The following is an 18865-nucleotide window of genomic DNA, read 5'->3' as shown; positions in this document are numbered from 1 at the left end:
ACTTTTTTACTAGGTTTTTAGCCTAGTCTACGGGCTTGGGAGCGTAAACCGGGGCATCGCGCGCACCCCGCGACGCCGGCCGGCGGAGGGCAACCATGCGTCTCGAAGGAAACCGCGAGGGCTGCAGCATTTCGCTGGCGGGCAGCGCGCTGATCCGCCACGCGCCCGGCGCGCCGGCCTTCTTCGCCGGCGTCGGCCAGGGCGAGAGCCACTTCCACCGCGGCAATTTCAAGGTGTTGGACCGGCAGGTCACGCGCGCGCCGCTGACGCTCGCGTCCATCGACGCCACGCCGGACGGCGCCGTCCTGACGCTCGGGCACGCGGACGCCGGCGAGGCGGCGGCCATCCTCACGCTCGACGCCAAGAACCGCCAGCTCCGGGTGCGCCTGCGCGGCGGCCTCAACCGCTTCTGGCTGCGCCTGTGCAACGCGCCCGGCGAGCACGTCTGGGGCGGCGGCGAGCAGTTCTCGCATTTCTGCCTGAACGGCCGGCGCTTTCCGATGTGGGTCCAGGAAGCCGGCGTCGGACGCGACATGACCGCGCGCAGCGCGCTGATCGCCGAAATCGAAGGCCAGGCCGGCGCGCACGAGGCGGCGACCTACTTCCCGCAGCCGACCTTCCTTTCCAGCCGGCATTACGCGCTGCACGTCGATTCGCCGGCCTACGCGGTGCTCGATTTCACCGCGCCGATGTTCCACGAGATCGAGGTCTGGGACGACGATTTCGGCTTCGAGCTGTTCGCCGGCGCCGGCCTGCCGGACCTGGTGCGGCGGCTCGCCCGGCGCTTCGGGTACGGCGGCCGCCTGCCCGCATGGGTTTACAACGGCGCCATCCTCGGCCTGAAGCGCGGCGCCGAGCGCAACCTCGCAATCCTGGAACAGGCGCTGCGGGCCGGCGTGCAGGTGTCGGGCCTGTGGTGCGAGGACTGGTGCGGCCTCCGCCACACCGCCTTCGGCGCGCGGCTGTTCTGGGACTGGCAATGGGACGCCCGGCGCTACCCCGGCCTGCCGGAGATGATCCGGCGGCTCGGGGAACGGGGCATCCGCTTCCTGGTGTACGCCAACCCCTACCTGTGCACCGACGGCCCGCTGTTCAAGGAAGCCGCCGACCTCGGGCTGCTCGCCAGGAACCCGGACGGTGCCCCGTGCACGGTCGATTTCGGCGAATTCGACGCCGGCTTCGTCAACTTCACCGGGGAGGCCGGCCGGCGCTGGTACAAGGAGCGCGTCATCAAGCAGAACATGCTGGCGCTCGGCGTCGCGGGCTGGATGGCCGATTTCGGCGAATACCAGCCGACGGAGATGCGCACCGCCGCCGGCGAGGACGGCTGGAGAACGCACAACCGCTGGCCGGAGCTGTGGGCGCGCGTCAATGCCGAAGCCATCGCCGAGGCCGGCCGCGCCGGCGACGTCCTGTTCTTCATGCGCGCCGGTTACACCGGGGCGCAGCGCCACGGCGGGCTGCTGTGGTCCGGCGACCAGTCCGTCAACTTTTCCCGGCACGACGGACTGGAAACCGCCATCTGCGCCGCGCTGTCCGCCGGCCTGCTCGGCAACACCGCCTGCCACAGCGACATCGGCGGCTACACCACGCTCCACGGCAACGCGCGCACCGAGGAAGTGTTCATGCGCTGGGCCGAAATGGCCGCCTTCACCCCGGTCATGCGCACGCACGAGGGCAACCGGCCCGACGAGTCGTTCCAGTTCCACCAGTCCGCCCGCGCGCTGGCGCACTTCGCCCGCATGACGCGCATCTACCGGACGCTCGCCCCCTACCTGCAATCCCTTTCGGCCGAGGCCGCCGCCACGGGCCTGCCGATCCAGCGGCCGCTGGCGCTGCATTTCGAGCACGACCGCGCGACGTGGACCGTCCACGACCAGTACCTGTACGGCCCGGACCTGCTGGTGGCGCCGGTGCATGCCGCGGCGGTCGCCGCGTGGCGCGCCTGCCTGCCGGCGGGCGAAGAGTGGGTGCACCTGTGGAGCGGGCGGGCCTGCGCCGGCGGGCAGACGGTGGAAGTCGACGCGCCGCTCGGAGAGCCGCCGGTGTTCTACCGGCGGGGCAGCCCCTGGGAGGCGCTGTTCCTGGCGGCGCGGGCCTGCTGAGGACTGCTCCGCTCAGATCAGCCGGCGGCGGAAGAAGGTCACCACCACCTCGCCGATCACCACCACGGCGAAGATGGTCAGCAGGATCACCGCCACGCGGTCCCACTGGAAGGTGTCGATCGCCGCGTTCATGATCATGCCCAGCCCGCCGGCGCCGACCAGGCCGAGCACCGACGATTCGCGGATGTTGATGTCCCAGCGCAGCAGCATGATCGACCAGAAGGCGGGCTTCACCGCCGGCCAGTAGCCGTACAGTATCTGGCTGGTCTGCGTGGCGCCCGCCGCCTTCAGGGCCTCGATGGCGCCGAAATGCACCTCCTCCAGCGCCTCGCCGAGCAGCTTGCCGACGAAGCCGACGGAGCGGAAGGCAATCGCCACCGTCCCGGCCAGCGGCCCCGGACCGAACACGGCGACGAAGAGCAGCGCCCAGACCAGCGAGTTGACCGAGCGGCTGGCCACCAGCATGGTCTTGGCGAACAGGTTCAGCCCCCGGTTCGGCGTGATGTTGTGCGCGGCCAGGATCGACAGCGGCAGCGCGAAGACCATCGAGAACAGCGTGCCCAGCGTGGCGATGTGGAACGTTTCCATCAGCGCCGAGTGCACCGCCTGCGGGTAGTAGCCCAGGTCCGGCGGCCACATGCGCCGGCCCATGTCCAGCATCTGCTCGGGCGCGTCCCAGAGGAATTCCCAGATCACGTCGATGCTGTTCAACGACAGCGCCACGGCGACGGCGATCACCAGCCACAGCGCGGTGCGCGCCAGTTTCTGCCGCAGGGTGTGGCGCTCCCAGACCGGGAAGGCGGACGCCGCGCGGGCGCTCTCAGACATGGAAGATACGCTTGACATAGTTCGAAGCCAGTTCGCCGAGCAGCACGACGGCGATGATGGTGATCAGGATGGCCAGCACGAAGTCGTACTCGAAGCGCTGGAAGGCCGCGAACAGCACGCCGCCGATGCCGCCCGCGCCGACGATGCCGACCATCGTCGAATTGCGCAGGTTGGCGTCGAGCTGGTAGGTGCAGAAGCCGACCAGGCGCGCGATCACCTGCGGCAGCACGCCGTAGGCCACCACGCTCATGAACGGCGCGCCGGTGGCGCGCACGGCCTCGATCTGCTTCATCGAGATTTCCTCGATGGCCTCCATGAACAGCTTGCCGACGAAGCCGACCGAGGCGACGATCAGCGCCAGCACGCCGGCCAGCGCGCCGAAGCCGACCGCCTTGATGAAGACGATGGCGACGATCACCGGGTTGAAGGCGCGGCACAGCGTGACGATCAGCCGCGCCGGCCAGGTCGCCCAGCCCGGCATCAGGTTGCGCGCGCCGAGCACGGCGATCGGCAGCGACAGCAGGACGCCGAAGAAAGTGGCCAGGACGGCGATCTCCATGCTCTCGACGAAGCCGGTGAGCAGCTGGTCCCAGTTCTTGTAGCTCGGCGGGAACATGCGCGCCAGGAAGCGCGCGCCGTTGTCCAGCCCGCGGATGAAACGCTCGTGCGAGAAATCGAGCTGGCCCAGCGCGTAGAAGGCGTACGCCGCGACCAGCAGGGCGAGCAGCCGGGCCTGCCAGGACGCACGGAACGGCCGCGCGTCGCCGGACGGCAGGCGCGGGAAGGGTTGCACGCCCGGCTGGCTCATTGCAGCCACCCTTCCCCGCCGTAGATCAGTTTCAGGTGGTCGTCGGTCAGCTGCTCCGGCGCGCCGTCGAAGACGACCTTGCCGCCGGTCATGCCGACGATGCGGTCGGCGAAGCGCCGGGCCAGATCGACGTCATGGATGTTGACCACCACCGGGATGCCGTTGTCCACGCCCTGCGACTTGAGCAGTTCCATGATCTCCACCGAGGTCTTCGGGTCCAGCGACGAGGTGGGTTCGTCGGCCAGCAGGATTTCCGGCCGCTGCATCAGCGCGCGGGCGATGCCGACGCGCTGGCGCTGGCCGCCGGACAGGCTGTCGGCGCGCTGGTGCGCGAAACTGGCCAGCCCGATCACGTTCAGCAGCTCGAAGGCGTGCGCCACGTCCTCGGCCGGAAACTTGCGCCGCCAGGCGTCGAGCGCGCCGACGTAGCCCAGCCGGCCGGTGAGCAGGTTCTCCATCACCGACAGCCGTTCGACCAGGTTGTATTCCTGGAAGACCATGCCGATGCGCCGCCGCGCCTCGCGCAGTTCCCGGCCCGCGATGTGCGACAGCTCCAGCCCCTTGAAGCGGACCGAGCCCTCGGTGGGATCGACCAGGCGGTTGATGATCCGGATCAGCGTCAACTTGCCGGTGCCGGACGAACCGATGACCGCCGTCATCCCGCGCTCCTCGAAGTCGAGGTCGATGCCTTTCAGCACCGGCACGCCCGGCTTGTACGCCTTGACCAGCCCCTTGATGCTCAATACCACCGCCATGCCGCCCGTCCTCCCGAAATTCATTGCCGCCGCGTCGCGCGACGCGGCGGACTGCGCCGATACGCCGGCGACCGGCTACTTCTTGCCCTTGTTCTGCTCGGCCTCGTAGCCGCTGCGGCCGAGGTTCTGGCCGGCGGCGATGGAGACCTTGCGCACGATTTCCCAGTCCTTCTTGTAATCGGCCGGCAGGAAGCGGTCGCCGCCCAGGCCCTTGGCCATCTCGGGCGGAATCCGGTAGTCGAAGAAGCAGCTCTTGATCTTCTCCACCAGTTTCGGATCGAGGTCGTGCGCGTAGGCGTAGGAGTCGGTCGGGAACTTCTCGCTGACGTACAGCGTGTTGAAGTCGTCGGCCTTGACCACGCCGCGCTCGATCATGTGCTGCAGCACGTCGCTGGCCACCGGCGCCGCGTCGTAGTCGCCCGACTTGACGCCGAGGACCGACTGGTCGTGCTTGCCCGAGAAGACCACCTGATAGTCCTTGTCCGGCGTCAGGCCGAGCGCCGGGAACAGCGCGCGCGGCGCCAGGTTGCCGGAGTTGGACGACGGCGAGGTGTGCGCCACCTTCTTGCCCTTCAGGTCGGTGATCTTCTTGTACGGGCTGTCCTTGCGCACGATCAGCTGGATCGAGACGCCCTCGGGCACGCCGGCCGTGCCGCGGATGGCGAAGGGCACGGCGCCGGCGATGTTCACCGCGAAGTTGGTCGGCCCGGTCGAGAACGCCGCGATGTGCAGGCGGCCCGAGCGCATGGCCTCGATTTCCGCCGAGTTGGACTGCACCGCGAAGAACACCGTCTTCTTGCCCACGCACTGCGAGAGATGGCCCATGAACGGCTGGAACAGCTTCTCGTAGATCGACGGGTCCTCCACCGGCGTGAACGCGAACACCAGCGTGTTGGGATCGCGGAACTTCTTCGGGTCGGTGGGCGGATCGGCGACGAGGTCGTGGTTGGCGTCGCAGTACATCACGTCGAGGTCGCCGCGGTTCGGGCAGTTGTCCTGCGCCCACGCGCCGGCGGCGGCGCCGAGCAGCGCCAGCGCCAGCGCCAGCAGGCTCTTGGTGATCGCGTTTGATGTCTTGGTCATTTTCGGCTCCTGAAGTAACGAAGGGTTGTTTTTTCGCCGCCGGCCGGCGGCCGTCCTTATTGTTTCTTGGCGCGGGCGGCTTCTTCCTTGGCCCGCTCCTTCTCGAATCCGGCGCTGCCGTAGTTCTCGCCCGCCGACTCCCCGACCTGCCGCACCACCGCCCATTCCTTCTGGTAGGTGATCGGCGTGAAATGCGTGGCGCCTTCCATGCCCTTGGAGAGCTCGGCGTCGAACTTGTAGTCGAGCACGCACTTGACCATCCGGTCGCGCAGTCCGGGCTCCAGGTCGTGCGCATAGGCCAGCGAATTGACCGGGAATTTCTCGCTGGTGTAGATGATGCGGAAATCCCCCTCCTTGACCACGCCGCGCCTGATCATCTGCTGGTAGATGTCGGAAGCCACCGGCGCCGCGTCGTAGTCGCCCGAGAGCACGCCCATGATCGACTGGTCGTGCTTGCCCGAATAGAGCACCTGGTAGTCCTTCTCCGGCGTCACGCCCATGGCCGGGAACAGCGCGCGCGGCGCCGAATTGCCCGAGGTCGAGGACGGCGAGGTGTGCGCCACCTTCTTGCCCTTCAGGTCGGCGATCTTCTGGATCGGGCTGTCCTTGCGCACGATCACGATCAGGTTGAAGCCGTGCGCGCCCTTGTCGTCGGCGCGGATGGCGAACGGCACGGCGCCGGCCACGTTGACCGCGAAGTTGGTCGTCCCGGTCGAGAAGAAGGCGAGGTGCAGGCGCCCCGAGCGCATCGCCTCGATCTGCGCCGAATTGGACTGCACCGAGAAGAACACCGTCTTCTTGCCCACGCACTGCGACAGGTATTTGACGAAGGGATCGAAGATCTTCTCGTAGACCGACGGGTCTTCGAGCGGCGTGAAGGAGAAGACCAGCGTGCCGGGATTGCGGAATTTCTTCGCGTCGGCCGGCGGATCGGCCACCAGGTCCTTGTTCGCGTCGCAATACGCCGGGTCCAGCAGGCCCCGGTTGGGACAGGCGTCCTGCGCCTGCGCGACTCCCGCCGCCGACAGCGCCAGCGCCGCCAGCACGCCGCCCGCCAGGCGGCGCCCACGCCGGTTCCCTCCATTGAAAACGATCTGCTGCATGCTTGACCTCGCTCCTGTGATTTATCGGTCCGTCTGTACGGCGCGGCGGTCCGCGCCCCGGATGACACGCCCCGGGTCGTTGCCCGTTCGCGCCGATTCTAGCCCGCGCCGAACGACGCCTTCCCCGGCAGAGGCCGCCAGACTTGCGATCGCCTTTCTCCCGGCTTTCAAACAGCTTTCAGACGGCGCTTCCTCTCCCTCCCCTTCAAGGGGAGGGTTGGGGTGGGGATGGGGTGAGCGCCTAACCTCGCACAACCCCATCCCCCACCCAACCTCCCCCTTCAAGGGGGAGGAGCCGTATTGCCGCCCGCCTTTCCATCCCGCACCGAACGAGATAAGCTCGACCGCTCCCGTTTTCCCTGGACCCGGTCACCCATGAGAATCCTGGTTGTCGAGGACGACCCCGATCTGTCGAAGGCGCTGGTGCGCGCGCTGGAAAAACGGGGCTTCGCGGTCACGCCCTGCTTCGACGGCCTGAAGGCCTTCCAGACGATCCGCCAGGACGCGCACGACATCATCCTGCTCGACCTGAACATCCCCGGCGAGGACGGCCTGCATTTGCTGCAGCGCATGCGCAACGCCGGCATCGGCACGCCGGTGCTGATCCTCACCGCGCGCTCGTCGATCGGCGACCGCATCGCCGGGCTGAACGCCGGCGCCGACGACTACCTGTCCAAGCCTTTCGACCTCGACGAGCTGGAGGCGCGCATCAACGCCCTGGCGCGGCGCATCCGCGGCCACGAGGAAGAGCGCATCACCTGCGGCAGCCTGCGCTTCGAGCGCGACTCCGGCGCCTTCTACATCGGCGGCGAGCCGCTGGTGCTCACGCCGCGCGAGCAGGCCATGCTGCAGGCGCTGATCGCCCGGCACGGCCACGCGGTAACCAAGGAACGCCTGTTCCGGGTGGTGTTCTCCGACGAGGAGCAGGTGCATTTCGAGGCCATCGAAGTGGTCGCGCACCGCCTGCGCAAGAAGCTCGCCGGCACCGGCACCGCGCTGATGACCCTGCGCGGCCTCGGCTACCTGCTGCGCGAGGAGACGGCGGCGGCCGCGTCCGGAAAGGAAAAGTGAGCGTGCCCGCGCGCCGGTTTTCCGTGCGCAGCTACGTGCTGGCCTGGATCACCCTGCCGCTGTGCGCCATCCTGGCGATCGACACCTGGTTCCTGTACCGCAGCGCGCTGCACTCGGTGAACGTGGCCTACGACCGCACGCTGCTCGCCACCACGCATGCCGTCGGCGATTCCGTGCGTTTCGAGAACGGCCGCTACCGGCTGTCGCTGCCGCTGGCGCTGTTCGAGATCTACGAGACCGAGCAGTCGGGCCGCTACTACTACCGCGTCAGCGATTCCGGCGGCGGCCTGCTGTCGGGCGACGAGGACCTGCAGCCGTATCGCGGCACCCTGCCGAAGAACACGGCCTATCCGGCGGTCGTCCAGTTCTACGAGGACAGCTTCCACGGCGAGCCGATCCGCGTCGCCGCGCTGCTCCAGCCGGTGTTCTCCAACGACGAGGCCGGCACGGTGGTCATCCAGGTCGCCGAACCGATGAAGATCCGCGAGGAGTCGGCGCGCGACATCCTGCGCAACACGCTGCTGCGGCAGGGCCTGCTCGTCGCCGCCGTGTGCCTCGCCGTGTACGTCTCGGTCACCCGGGCGCTCAGGCCGCTGAACCGCCTGCGCGACGAGCTCGGCCGCCGTTCCGCCGACGACCTGTCGGCACTGGCCCTGCGCACCGGTCTGCTCGAACTCGACACGGTGACGCAGGCCATGAACCAGCTGATGGAGCGGCTGGCCCGGCTGGTCAACCACCAGAAACGCTTCATCGCCAACGCCTCGCACCAGCTGCGCACGCCGCTGGCCGTGCTCAAGACGCAGCTGCAGTCGGGCCTGCGCGGCGACGCGCCGGGCGAGGTGGTGCTGCGCGAAATCTCCGGCACGGTCGAGCGCACCATCACGCTGGCCAACCAGATGCTGCTGCTGGCCAAGATCGAGCAGCGCCGCAGCCAGGGGCTGAGCGACCTGTGCCACCTCGGCAACCTGGCGCGCGAGGCGGCGGTCGAGCTCTCGCCGCTGATCGCGGAAAAGGACCTCGACTTCGAGCTCGACGACGCGGACGGCCACGGCCTGATCCGGGGCGACGCCTGGCTGGTCGGCGAACTGATCCGCAACCTCCTGAACAACGCCATCCGCCACACCCCGCCCGGCCAGAAGCTGGGCATCCGCGTGCGCTCGGCCGGCGGCGCGGTCGAACTGCTGGTCTGGGATTCCGGCGGCGGCATCCCGGACGAGCAGATGAACCAGCTGTTCGAGCCGTTTTCGAGCAGCTTCTCCGCCTCGGGCAGCGGCCTCGGCCTCGCCATTGCAAAGGAAATCGCGCTCTCCCTCGACGGCCGCATCGCCCTCGCCAACGCCACCCGCGAAACCGGCGCCGCCGGGCTCGACGCACGGGTGACTTTCGCGGCGGCGGCGGGGTGAGCATGTTGAACGAATGATCCCGCCCGCTGTCTCGACAGGGCGCGAATCGGAGCAGCGATGACGGCGCCATCGGGAGCCCTCGCTTCCGGTGCCTTGTTCTTCTTCCATGGAGGGTCGTCATGAGAATTTCAGGCATCATCGGCATCATGTCCACCGCCCTGCTGGCCGCCTGCGCCGGCATTCCCGAACGGCCGGCGGCGACGGCGGCGCTCTCGGCGCGGTCCGGCAGCAACGTCTCGGGGAACGTCAGCTTTGCCGAAACGCCCGGCGGCTTGAGAATCCAGGCCGAGGTCGCCGGCCTGGCGCCCGGCGCGCACGGCTTCCACATCCACGAGGCGGGCGACTGCTCGGCGCCGGACGCCGCCAGCGCCAAGGGCCACTTCAATCCCGCCGGCAAGCCGCACGGGCATTACGCCGAAGCGGAGCACCACGGCGGCGACATGCCGAACCTGATGGCCAACGCCCGCGGCGAGGCCGCCTTCGACTTCACCCTCGCCGGCGTCGGCCTGTCGGGGCCGACCGGGGTCGTCGGACGCAGCATCGTCGTGCATGCCGATCCCGACGATTACAAATCCCAGCCCGCCGGCAACTCCGGCGCGCGCGTCGCCTGCGGCGTGATCGTCGCCCGCTGAACCGCGCCGCGCAGGCGGGCCGGCTTCCCGCCTCCGCGCCGCGGCCGCTATCATTGCGTACTTCCGCCACACACGTCGGGCGGGAGCGAGGCGAGCGCCAGCACGCCCCGCTGCCCGCGCGAGCAGGAGATCTTGCATGGATGCCGGCCTGTTGCCCAACGCGCATGAACACATTTCCGCCATCGCGGAAGTCATCCGCCTGGCCGTCGCGCCGGTGTTCCTGCTCACGGCCATCGCCACGCTGGTCAACGTGATGAACACCCGCCTGATCCGCGTGGTCGACCGCCGCCGCCTGCTGCAGGACCGCGTCAAGGACGCCGGGGAACGCTGCCCGGACGCCCTGCGCGGCGACCTGCATCTGCTGGTCCGGCGCATCCGCCTGATCTACCTGGCCATCCTGGCGGCCATTTTCGCCGCCCTGCTGATCTGCCTGGTGGTGGCCGGCGCCTTCCTCGGCGCGCTGGCGTCGATCGACGTGGCCCGCGCCGTGGCCGTCTGCTTCATCCTGGCGATGAGCGCGATGATCGTCTCGCTCGGCCTCTTCCTGCGCGAGGTCTACCTCGGCGTCAGCCTGGGGGTGAGCGCCAAGCATTGAAAAGCGATCAACCGCTTTTCACAGTCTCTCCGCCGCCAGAACGCCGCGTGCGACCGCCCGGACCAGCGCCTGATGGTCCGCCTCGGTCTGGTCGGCGTACGTCCGGGCGAAGCGCCACAGGGCGCGGTCGAGCTTGTCGGAGGCGCCGACGTAGCCGGCAATCATCGACGCGCCGCTGGTGCGCGCGTGGCACTTGCCGAGCAGGTGGCCGAGGATGCCGGCGTAGTCGCCCAGCGCGCGGGCGCTGATCGCGTCGAGATCGACGCCGCCCTTCATGTCGCGGAACTGGCGCACGTAGTACTGCCGGCCGTCGATCGTCGTCCAGCCGAGCAGCGGATCGCTGACGGTCTGCAGCGCCTGCTGGTATTCGACCACCCGCTGCCCCTGGTGCGCGTGCCACGCCGCTTCGCCGTGGACGTGGCGGGCCAGGACCGAACGCCGCGCCTGCTTGACCTGCAGGAACAGCATGTCGTCCGGACTGCTGCCTTCGAGCAGCGCGACGAAAGCGCGCAGGCCGACGCTGCCGACGCCGACCACCTTGTGCGCCACGTCGATCAGCGTGTACCCGCCCAGCACCCGCCGCCAGTGCGGCGCCAGCGTGGCGAGGTAGGCGTCCAGGCCGTGCGCCACCCGCTCGGCGACCTCCTCCGGCACGCGCCGGAGCAGCGGCGGCTCGTCAACGATGCGCCGCACGCCGTCGCGTTCGGCCGTGAGGCGCGGCAGCACGCGGTCGCTGTTCGAGCGCCGGGCGCGCGCGGCGGCGCGGGCGATCTCGCCGCGCAGCGACTTCTCGGTGACCGTCTCGTGCAGGCGCGCGACGTCGAGCCGCTCGAAGGAGCGCGACAGCAGCGGCTCCTCGGCGAGGTAAGCCACCTCGCGGCGATACGCGCGGCCGCAGGCCAGCACCGCGTCGCGGCATGCGGCCTCGCTCGCGCCGTTCTGCCGCCCGGCCACGCAGACGCTGGCGACGAGCCGCCACAGGTCCCACTCCCACGCGCCGGGATGCGCCTCGTCGAAGTCGTTGAGGTCGATCACCAGATCGCGCTCGGGCGAGGCGTAGAAGCCGAAATTGCCCATGTGCGCGTCGCCGCAGACCACCGGCGTGATGCCGGTCACCGGCAGCCGGGCGAGGTCCTCGATCATCACCCCGGCGGTGCCGCGCAGGAAGCTGTACGGCGAGGCCATCATGCGGCCGACGCGCACCGGGATCAGCCATTCCAGCCGCCCCTCGTGCGCACGGATGATCTGCTCGACCGGATCGACCCGGTCCGCCGCCGGCGTCCACTCGCCCAGCGCGCCGCGCGGCACTTTCTGGCGCAGGCTGCGCCCGAGCGCGAAGCGTTCGGCACGCGGCATCGGCCGGCTGCGCAGCGACCGGTAGCTGGCGCCGTCGACGCCCGGCAGGATGACGTGGCGCGGCCCGGCGGGATCGGGATCGAGGGCGGCTGCGCCTGCAAGCTCGGGAAACGCCATGTCGGACTCCAGGAAAAAGGCCGGGAAGCGGCCACGCCAGATGGTACTCCGTGCGGCCTCGCGCCATCTTCGCGCATCGCCGGACGACCGGGCCGATGCCCGGCGGCGCTCAGAAAAGCGAGCCCTGGCCGCGCCGCGATGCGGCGTTCGGCTGCGGCGGCGCGTCCTGCCCCTCCTGCGCGTCCAGCCAGCGCATGATCGCGGCCACGGCGTGCGCCTGCTCTTCCGCCGTCAGCGGGTGTCCCGCCGCGATGCGATGCCATTTCGCCAGGCAGCTTCGGCAGCACGTCGCCGTGGCATGCTGCGCGACGAACACCGGATGTCCGCGGAACGGCGTCTGCCGGCCGTCGTTGGCCGGCTCGGCCGGCGCCAGCCGCTGCGCCACGAAAGCCCGCGCATGCTCCGCGACCGTTTCGCGCCCGTTCGCCGCGAGGTAGGCACGCTCGCGCGGCCGCAGCGAGAAGCCGCGGCGGAAGCCGGACTTCGTCAATGCGGCGAACAGATCATCGAGGTCGCGCATGTCGCCGGACGATAAAGGCGGTGATCGAAAGGCTGAAACGCATGGATATGGTGCTTTACAGCAACGTTTCCGCTTTTTATCCGGAAATCGTGGCGAACTGTTAATTATTTCACAGACATCATTGATGCCGCGACTTAGCGTGCATTTTGCCGGTTCCGTTTATCTGACGACGGGGAAAAACAAAATGCAGCAAAAAGCCGAACCGAATGTCGCCGTAAACATCCGCAGGTGGATCGACTGGAGGCTCCACCAGTTCCAGGGGATTCGCCGGTACGTCCATGAACGTATCTGGAAAGGCGTCGAATGGCGCCGGGACCGGCTGATCTCGACCGTATATCTCGGCTCACTTTATCGATTGGCGGCCATGAAGCGCCGCTCGCTCGGCCGGACCGAATTCATCGGGATAACGGGGAGCGCTGGCAAGACGACGACGAAGGATCTGCTGGGCGCCATTCTGGAACGCCATCTCCCGGGAGGAAGAAAGGGAGCGGGAACCATGAACGGCCCGGAACACGTGGCCCGCTTCGTACTGGGCACGCGCCCCACGGACCGATACTGCCTCACCGAGATCGCCCTGATCAACGACGACAGCATGGGCCGGCAACTGGCGATTTATCAGCCGACCGTGGGCGTCGTGACGAACATCGGCGGCGATCATCTGTCGGCATACGGCGGCATCGACGGCGTTGCCGAAGAGAAGAGCAAATTGATCCGGGCCTTGCCGCCCAATGGAATCGCGATTCTCAACGCGGACGATTCGCGCGTCATCGCGATGCAAGCGCTTTTTTCCGGCCGCACCGTCACCTACGGCATGGGCGATCAGGCGATGCTGCGGGGAACCGAGGTCGAATCATCATGGCCTGACCGGCTTTCATTGACCGTCACCTGGCTCGGCCAGTCCGTCCGTGTGGAAACGCAACTCTGCGGCGTCCACTGGGCGCCCGTCGTGCTGGCCGCCATTGCCACGGCCGTTGCACTTGGCGTTCCGTTGCCGGCCGCCGCCGAGGCATTGGCCACGGTCAAGCCGTTTGAAGGCCGCATGTCCCCCGTGGAACTGGAGGACGGTGTGACATTCATCCGTGATGATTGGAAAGCGCCCTTCTGGACCGTTGAACCGACTCTCGCATTCATGCGCCACGCCCGCGCCAAACGAAAGATAGTCGTCGTGGGAACGCTTTCCGACTACACGGGGGACTCCAGCAAGCGTTATTCGGAAGTGGCGAGAAAGGCCTTGGATTCGGCTGACTGCGTGCTGTTTGTCGGCCCGCGCTCTTCCGCATCCCTACGCGCCAAACGAAACGATCAAGATCAGTTGTTCGCATTTCCTTCGCTCCGGGATGCGTCAGCGTTTTTGTCCTCGTATCTCCAGTCGGGCGATCTCGTTCTCTTGAAAGGCTCCACCCGCGCAGACCACCTCGAACGGCTCATCCTCGCCCGAAGCGGCAAAGTGGAGTGCTGGCGCTCCGGCTGCGGCCGAATGTTCTATTGCGACGAACCCGAATGGCTCAAAAAGGTCGATCCCGCCGGAATCGCGCGGAGGGATTACCGTCCCAGCGCATGCCGCTTCTTGCACGTACCCTCGGAGCCGACGGGGGCGATCGGACGAGCCACGTCGTATGCGGCGGGGGTTTCGGCGACTCCCGGCGCGCGGAAATCCGGCTCCCGCGATACTGGGGTGGTCGTCATAGGACTCGGAAATCCGGAGGCCTATCGCTCGGACACCAGGCACAACGTGGGCTTTCGCGTACTTGACGCGCTGGCGGGCCGTCAGGCGGAAGGCTGGATTGCGGACGATGATTTCGCCACCGTGTGCCGGGCAGAGCTGAACGGAATGTCTCTTTGCCTCGTCAAGCCGCTTGCCCCAATGAACGACATCGGCGGCGCGGTACAAAAGGCTGCCAGGAAACTGGATATCAAGGTTTGCCAATGCATTCTCGTACACGATGATTTGGACCTGCCCTTGGGAGCGGTACGGGCCAGAAATCGCGGCGGGGACGGAGGACATGGCGGCGTGCGCTCGATCCTGCAGCATTTTCAGGACGACAGGTTCCGCCGCGTGAAGGTCGGCATCGGCAAACCTTTCGACGGACAGTCGATCGTCGACTTCGTACTGACCCCGTTCTCGCCGGAGCAGCTCGCAAGCGTCGATGCCGGGATAGATCTGGCGGCGGATCGGGTGATCGAGATCGCCAGGCAGATAAAACTCGAAAAGTCTCGCTAGACCCGCACGGCAAGTTGCCGATAGGCCGCGCAACGATTCGATCCGGGCATGGCGTTTTTTCCGGACACGGGCCCGTTTTATCTACTAAAAAGAAAGAGCGGGTCGAGGGTCGGGAAAACGGCGGCTTGCGTTTTCCGCGAACAAAAAGACGGCGAGCGACACACTCATGGGGGGCATCATGCGCATCGGGTCCATCGAAATCACGCCGTTGTCGGCGATGCTGGTCTTCATTCCGATATGTACCGGCCTGGAACTGGCGCATGCCGATCCGGCCTGGATATTCGTCACCGCCGGCCTGGGGATCATTCCGCTGGCCGGGCTCATGGGCACCGCCACCGAACATCTGGCCGAGCATTACGGCGCGGGCATCGGCGGCCTGCTCAACGCCACCTTCGGCAATGCCGCCGAACTCATCATCGGCCTGGTTGCGCTCCACGCGGGGCTGCTCGACGTGGTCAAGGCGTCGATCACCGGCTCGATCATCGGCAACATCCTGCTGGTGCTCGGCGCCAGCGTGCTGTTCGGCGGCCTGAAGTTCGAGACGCAATGCTTCAACCGCACCGCGGCGTCGGTCGGCACCACCCTGCTGGCGCTGTCGACCATCGGCCTGATCATTCCCGCGATCTTCCACATGCTCGTCGCCGGCCTGCCGGAACCGCACGAACAGGAATTGAGCCTGGAAATCGCCATCGTGCTGTTCATCTGCTACATCCTCAGCCTGATCTTCAGCCTGCGCACCCACGCCCACCTCTACGTCGGAGAAGCCACGGAGGAAAGCGAGGACGCGCTCGAAGAAGCCCTCGGCGTCGACACCTGGAGCAAGACGAAATCCATCATCGTGCTGTTCATCGCCTCGGTCCTCACCGCGGTGATGAGCGAGTTTCTGGTCGGCGCCGTCGAACATACGGCCAAGGCATGGGGCATGAGCGACGTGTTCATCGGCGTCATCCTGGTGGCCATCGTCGGCAACGCGGCCGAACACAGCACGGCGGTCATGATGGCGCTGAAGAATCAGATGGACCTGGCGATCAACATCGCCATCGGCTCAAGCATCCAGATCGCGCTGTTCGTCGCGCCGTTGCTGGTGTTCTGCGGCTATCTGTTCGGCCAGCCGATGAATCTGCTGTTCACCACCTTCGAAGTGCTGGCCATCGCCACCTCCGCCTGGATCGTCGTGCTGATCACCTCGGACGGCGAATCCAACTGGATGGAGGGCGTGATGCTGCTCGCCGTCTATCTGATCCTCGGGCTCGCCTTCTTCTTCCTGCCTGCCTAGGGCTGCACGCAACGATGGCCTAGCCGTCGCACGGATGGGCGGGCGTGTCCAGCAGCAGTTGGTAGAAGGCCAGATCGAGCCAGCGGCCGAACTTGAAGCCGACCTGCGGCAGCGTGCCGGCGTGCTTGAAACCAAGCCGCTCGTGCAGCGCGATGCTGCCGGCGTTCGTCGCATCGATGCCGCCGATCATGGCGTGCACGTCGTTCCGTCGCGCGGCCGCGATCAATTCCCGCAGCACCCTGCGGCCCAGTCCCTGCCCGCGATGGTCCTTATGCACATACACCGAATGCTCGACGGTGTACTTGTACGCCGGCCAGCCCCGGAACGTGCCGTAGCTGGCGAAAGCCAGCAAGCCGCCGTCTGCATCCTCCACCCCGATCACGGGAAAATTCCCGGCGCGCTTGGCGTCGAACCACGGAACCATGCTCTGCGGCGTACGCGGTCGGTAATCGTACAGCGCCGTCGAATTCACAATCGCTTCGTTGAAAATAGCCAGGATCGCGTCCGCATGCCGCTCGAAATCGCAGCGTACGACGTTGAGTTCCCCCATTACGGTCTCCTTGAAGATTCAGTGGATGTGCTTGCCGGCGAGCCGGGTTGCCGGCTTCGATGCCGGACGTCTGCCGCATGGACCGGCGGTGGCCTCAAGAATGCACCGGCGTCGCCGAAAGCTTCACCCCCAGAGCATGCAGCAGTTTGAGCACCGTGTCATAGCGTGGCTTGGCACCTGGAGTCAGCGCCTTGTAGAGGCTTTCGCGGCCGAGCCCGGCATCCTTGGCGAGTTGGGTCATGCCGCGCGCGCGGGCGACATCCCGAACGGCGGTCAGGAATACGTCGGGGTTCGGGTCTTCCAACGCCGCAGTCAGGAACTCCGCAATGGTTTCTTCGTCGTCAAGGTAGTCGGCGGCATCGAAGGGGGTAAATTTGGTCATGGTTCACTCCTTGTCCAAGGCGCGCGCCATCTCGACGGCGCGTTTGATGTCGCGCTGCTGGGAAGACTTGTCGCCGCCCAGCAGAAGCAGGTAGACCACCTTTCCCCGGCGCGTGTAATAGATACGATAGCCGGGGCCCACATGCACGCGCATCTCCGAAACGCCCTCGCCGACCGGCTCGCAGTCGCCGAAATTGCCGTGCTCGGCGGCGCGGATGCGATACGCGATGCGCGCTCGACCGACCTTGTCCTTCAACGCGGAGAGCCAAGCGTCGAATTCAATCGACCGCAGAAAGGTGTTCATCGAGTTATTGTATCCAATTGGATACTAATGTGCAACGACCCCGCCTCTCGATCAAGGCCGCGCCCGCCCGTTTTGACATGGGCCTCACGCCTTTATTCCCAGCCGCCGCGCCAGCTTGTGCAGATTGCTCGCATCCAGGCCGAGCACGCGCGCGGCGCTGGCCCAGTTGTCGCCGCAGCGGGCGAGGGCCTGGCGGATGAGCTGGCGCTGGTAGGCTTCGAGCGCGGGCTTGAGCGGCAGGTCGGCGGCTTCGCCGGCCTGATCTTCCGCGCGATCGCCGGCGGCGGCGAAGTCTGCCGGCGGAACGTGCCCGTCCGGCGACAGGTCGAGGTCGAGGTGCGCGGGCTCCAGGGTGACGATCTCGCCGCGCCCGGCGCCGTGGCTGATCGCGCGCAGGGCGGCGCGGCCGATCACGTGTTCGAGTTCGCGCACGTTGCCCGGCCAGGCGTAGGCGCACAGCGCCGTCTCGGCGCGCGGCGACAGGCGCAGGCCGCGCAGGCCGAGCCGGGTGCGGTTGATCTCCAGGAAGCGGCCGGCGAGCAGCAGCACGTCGTTGCCGCGTTCGCGCAGCGGCGGAATGCGCACCGGATAGACCGAAAGCCGGTGGTACAGGTCGGCGCGGAAGTGGCCTTCGCGCACGCGCTCGGGCAGCTGGCGGTTGGTGGCCGCGACGATGCGCACGTCGACCTTGAGCACCTGGTCGGCGCCGAGGCGCTGGATTTCGCCGTTCTGCAGCGTGCGCAGCAGCTTGGCCTGGACGGCCAGCGGCAGTTCGCCGACTTCGTCGAGGAACAGCGTGCCGCCCTGCGCCGCCTCGATCCGTCCGGCGCGGTCGGCGAGCGCGCCGGAAAAGGCGCCCCGCACGTGGCCGAACAGCTCGCTCTCGGACAGCGATTCGGGCAGCGCCGCGCAGTTCGACGTGGATCAGCGGCCCGGCGGCGCGGCGCGACATGCGGTGCAGGCGGTGCGCGAACAGTTCCTTGCCGACGCCGGTCTCGCCCAGCAGCAGCACCGGCAGCTCCGAATCGGCGACCACGTCGAGCTCCTTGAGCAGGCTGAGCAGCGCCCCGCTCTGCCCGACGATTTCCGGCTCGCCGGCCGCCCCGTCGGCCGGCGAGCGGCCCGTCTCGGCGCTCCGGCCGGCGCGCAGGGCGCGGTTCTCCTCCTCGATCCGGGTCATGCGCACCGAAGCCTCGACCAGCAGCGCCAGCTCGGCCAGCGCGTCGCGGGCCGGCGTGTCAAACACCTCGCCGCCGCCTTCATCGCTGTCCGGCGCGTCGAGCGTCAGCACGCCCCACGGCTGGCCGTCGAGGTGCAGGCTGACGCCCATGCAGTCGTGTACCGGCAGCGGTTCGTCGCGATGATTTTCGAGCAGGCCGTCGTACGGATCGGGCAACGGACTGCCGGGCGGGAAGCGCACCGGCGCGCGGCTGGCGAGGATCGCCGACAGGCGCGGATGCTGCGCCACCACGAAACGCCGGCCGAGCGTTTCCCGGACCAGCCCGTCGACGGCCAGCGGCCGCAGCCCGTCGCCCTCGATCTTGAGCAGGCCGACGGCGCCGCAGCTGAAGTGCGTGCGGATGGCGTTGACCAGGCGCTGCAGGCGCACCGGATGCGGCAGTTCGGTCACCAGGTCGGCGAGCAGCAGCGAAGTGATCATGGTAAATAAAACCTTTGACGGTGCAATGAACCCTGAAATGATAAGGTAAAAATCACCTTTTCCACAAGGATTCTTTATAAATCAGCCAATTATATCC

At 67.6% G+C, this 18865-nt stretch carries 17 protein-coding genes and 2 pseudogenes; 7 read left to right on the top strand and 12 right to left on the bottom strand.

What is annotated here, in order from left to right:
- Nucleotides 1–95 precede the first annotated feature (95 nt).
- Nucleotides 96–2105: an alpha-glucosidase gene (locus QM701_RS18335; RefSeq protein WP_415168444.1), complete on the top strand. Its 2010-nt coding sequence runs from the start codon at nucleotides 96–98 to the stop codon at nucleotides 2103–2105.
- Between the two features lie 12 nt (nucleotides 2106–2117).
- Here the strand turns inward: QM701_RS18335 and phnE (QM701_RS18330) are convergent, their stop codons facing one another.
- The 5 genes from phnE (QM701_RS18330) to phnD (QM701_RS18310) form a co-directional block, all read right to left on the bottom strand.
- On the bottom strand, nucleotides 2118–2933 hold the full coding sequence (gene phnE / locus QM701_RS18330; protein ID WP_415168443.1) for a phosphonate ABC transporter, permease protein PhnE: 816 nt from the start codon (nucleotides 2931–2933) through the stop codon (nucleotides 2118–2120).
- Complete coding sequence (gene phnE / locus QM701_RS18325; RefSeq protein ID WP_415168442.1) at nucleotides 2926–3741, bottom strand: phosphonate ABC transporter, permease protein PhnE; 816 nt, start codon at nucleotides 3739–3741, stop codon at nucleotides 2926–2928. The genes phnE (QM701_RS18330) and phnE (QM701_RS18325) overlap by 8 nt, the downstream gene beginning before the upstream one ends.
- Nucleotides 3738–4496, bottom strand: coding sequence for a phosphonate ABC transporter ATP-binding protein (phnC, locus tag QM701_RS18320; protein ID WP_415168441.1), 759 nt, complete (start codon nucleotides 4494–4496; stop codon nucleotides 3738–3740). Before phnC ends, phnE (QM701_RS18325) begins: the two co-directional genes overlap by 4 nt.
- A gap of 75 nt (nucleotides 4497–4571) precedes the next feature.
- Nucleotides 4572–5579, bottom strand: coding sequence for a phosphate/phosphite/phosphonate ABC transporter substrate-binding protein (gene phnD, locus QM701_RS18315; RefSeq protein WP_415168440.1), 1008 nt, complete (start codon nucleotides 5577–5579; stop codon nucleotides 4572–4574).
- A gap of 56 nt (nucleotides 5580–5635) precedes the next feature.
- Nucleotides 5636–6682: a phosphate/phosphite/phosphonate ABC transporter substrate-binding protein gene (gene phnD, locus QM701_RS18310; RefSeq protein ID WP_415168439.1), complete on the bottom strand. Its 1047-nt coding sequence runs from the start codon at nucleotides 6680–6682 to the stop codon at nucleotides 5636–5638.
- Between the two features lie 375 nt (nucleotides 6683–7057).
- Here phnD (QM701_RS18310) and QM701_RS18305 point away from each other — a divergent pair, with 375 nt between their 5' ends.
- The 4 genes from QM701_RS18305 to QM701_RS18290 all read left to right on the top strand — a co-directional run bounded on the left by QM701_RS18305 (nucleotide 7058) and on the right by QM701_RS18290 (nucleotide 10383).
- Nucleotides 7058–7753 (top strand): response regulator, encoded by a 696-nt coding sequence (locus QM701_RS18305; RefSeq protein WP_415168438.1) that lies wholly within the window; start codon nucleotides 7058–7060, stop codon nucleotides 7751–7753.
- Nucleotides 7750–9156, top strand: a complete 1407-nt coding sequence (locus tag QM701_RS18300) for a sensor histidine kinase (protein ID WP_415168437.1) — start codon at nucleotides 7750–7752, stop codon at nucleotides 9154–9156. The genes QM701_RS18305 and QM701_RS18300 overlap by 4 nt, the downstream gene beginning before the upstream one ends.
- A gap of 119 nt (nucleotides 9157–9275) precedes the next feature.
- Nucleotides 9276–9788 (top strand): superoxide dismutase family protein, encoded by a 513-nt coding sequence (locus tag QM701_RS18295; RefSeq protein ID WP_415168436.1) that lies wholly within the window; start codon nucleotides 9276–9278, stop codon nucleotides 9786–9788.
- Nucleotides 9789–9924: 136 nt separating this feature from the next.
- Nucleotides 9925–10383: a DUF2721 domain-containing protein gene (locus QM701_RS18290; RefSeq protein ID WP_415168435.1), complete on the top strand. Its 459-nt coding sequence runs from the start codon at nucleotides 9925–9927 to the stop codon at nucleotides 10381–10383.
- A gap of 18 nt (nucleotides 10384–10401) precedes the next feature.
- Here QM701_RS18290 and QM701_RS18285 read toward each other — a convergent pair whose 3' ends face one another.
- Both QM701_RS18285 and QM701_RS18280 read right to left on the bottom strand, forming a co-directional pair.
- Nucleotides 10402–11856, bottom strand: coding sequence for a DUF2252 domain-containing protein (locus tag QM701_RS18285; protein ID WP_415168434.1), 1455 nt, complete (start codon nucleotides 11854–11856; stop codon nucleotides 10402–10404).
- Between the two features lie 109 nt (nucleotides 11857–11965).
- On the bottom strand, nucleotides 11966–12376 hold the full coding sequence (locus QM701_RS18280; protein ID WP_415168433.1) for a DUF4186 domain-containing protein: 411 nt from the start codon (nucleotides 12374–12376) through the stop codon (nucleotides 11966–11968).
- Between QM701_RS18280 and pth the strand changes: the two genes are divergently transcribed.
- Nucleotides 12375–14597 (top strand): aminoacyl-tRNA hydrolase, encoded by a 2223-nt coding sequence (gene pth, locus QM701_RS18275; RefSeq protein WP_415168432.1) that lies wholly within the window; start codon nucleotides 12375–12377, stop codon nucleotides 14595–14597. The two genes, QM701_RS18280 and pth, sit on opposite strands and share 2 nt — an antisense overlap.
- Before the next feature lie 178 nt (nucleotides 14598–14775).
- A complete protein-coding gene (gene cax, locus QM701_RS18270; RefSeq protein WP_415168431.1) occupies nucleotides 14776–15873 on the top strand; it encodes a calcium/proton exchanger in 1098 nt (365 codons plus the stop codon).
- A 19-nt stretch (nucleotides 15874–15892) separates the two neighbouring features.
- On the opposite strand, the gene QM701_RS18265 is transcribed toward cax, so the two are convergent.
- From QM701_RS18265 to QM701_RS18245, 5 genes and pseudogenes are all read right to left on the bottom strand, one after another.
- Nucleotides 15893–16423 (bottom strand): GNAT family N-acetyltransferase, encoded by a 531-nt coding sequence (locus QM701_RS18265; protein WP_415168430.1) that lies wholly within the window; start codon nucleotides 16421–16423, stop codon nucleotides 15893–15895.
- Nucleotides 16424–16517: 94 nt separating this feature from the next.
- Nucleotides 16518–16805, bottom strand: a complete 288-nt coding sequence (locus QM701_RS18260; RefSeq protein ID WP_415168429.1) for an addiction module antidote protein — start codon at nucleotides 16803–16805, stop codon at nucleotides 16518–16520.
- 3 nt (nucleotides 16806–16808) lie between these two features.
- Nucleotides 16809–17108 carry a type II toxin-antitoxin system RelE/ParE family toxin gene (locus tag QM701_RS18255; protein WP_415168428.1) on the bottom strand — a complete coding sequence of 100 codons (300 nt, stop codon included), beginning with the start codon at nucleotides 17106–17108 and terminating at the stop codon, nucleotides 16809–16811.
- An 84-nt stretch (nucleotides 17109–17192) separates the two neighbouring features.
- A pseudogene (locus QM701_RS18250) lies at nucleotides 17193–18014 on the bottom strand (sigma 54-interacting transcriptional regulator); the annotation flags it as partial.
- Between the two features lie 73 nt (nucleotides 18015–18087).
- Nucleotides 18088–18768 (bottom strand): annotated as a pseudogene (locus QM701_RS18245) (GAF domain-containing protein); the annotation flags it as partial.
- Nucleotides 18769–18865 lie beyond the last annotated feature (97 nt).

Source organism: Propionivibrio sp., assembly GCF_047602565.1.
Classification (GTDB): domain Bacteria; phylum Pseudomonadota; class Gammaproteobacteria; order Burkholderiales; family Rhodocyclaceae; genus Propionivibrio.
The sequence above is the reverse complement of the archived record's forward strand: the minus strand, read 5'-3'. Positions and strand labels throughout refer to the sequence as shown.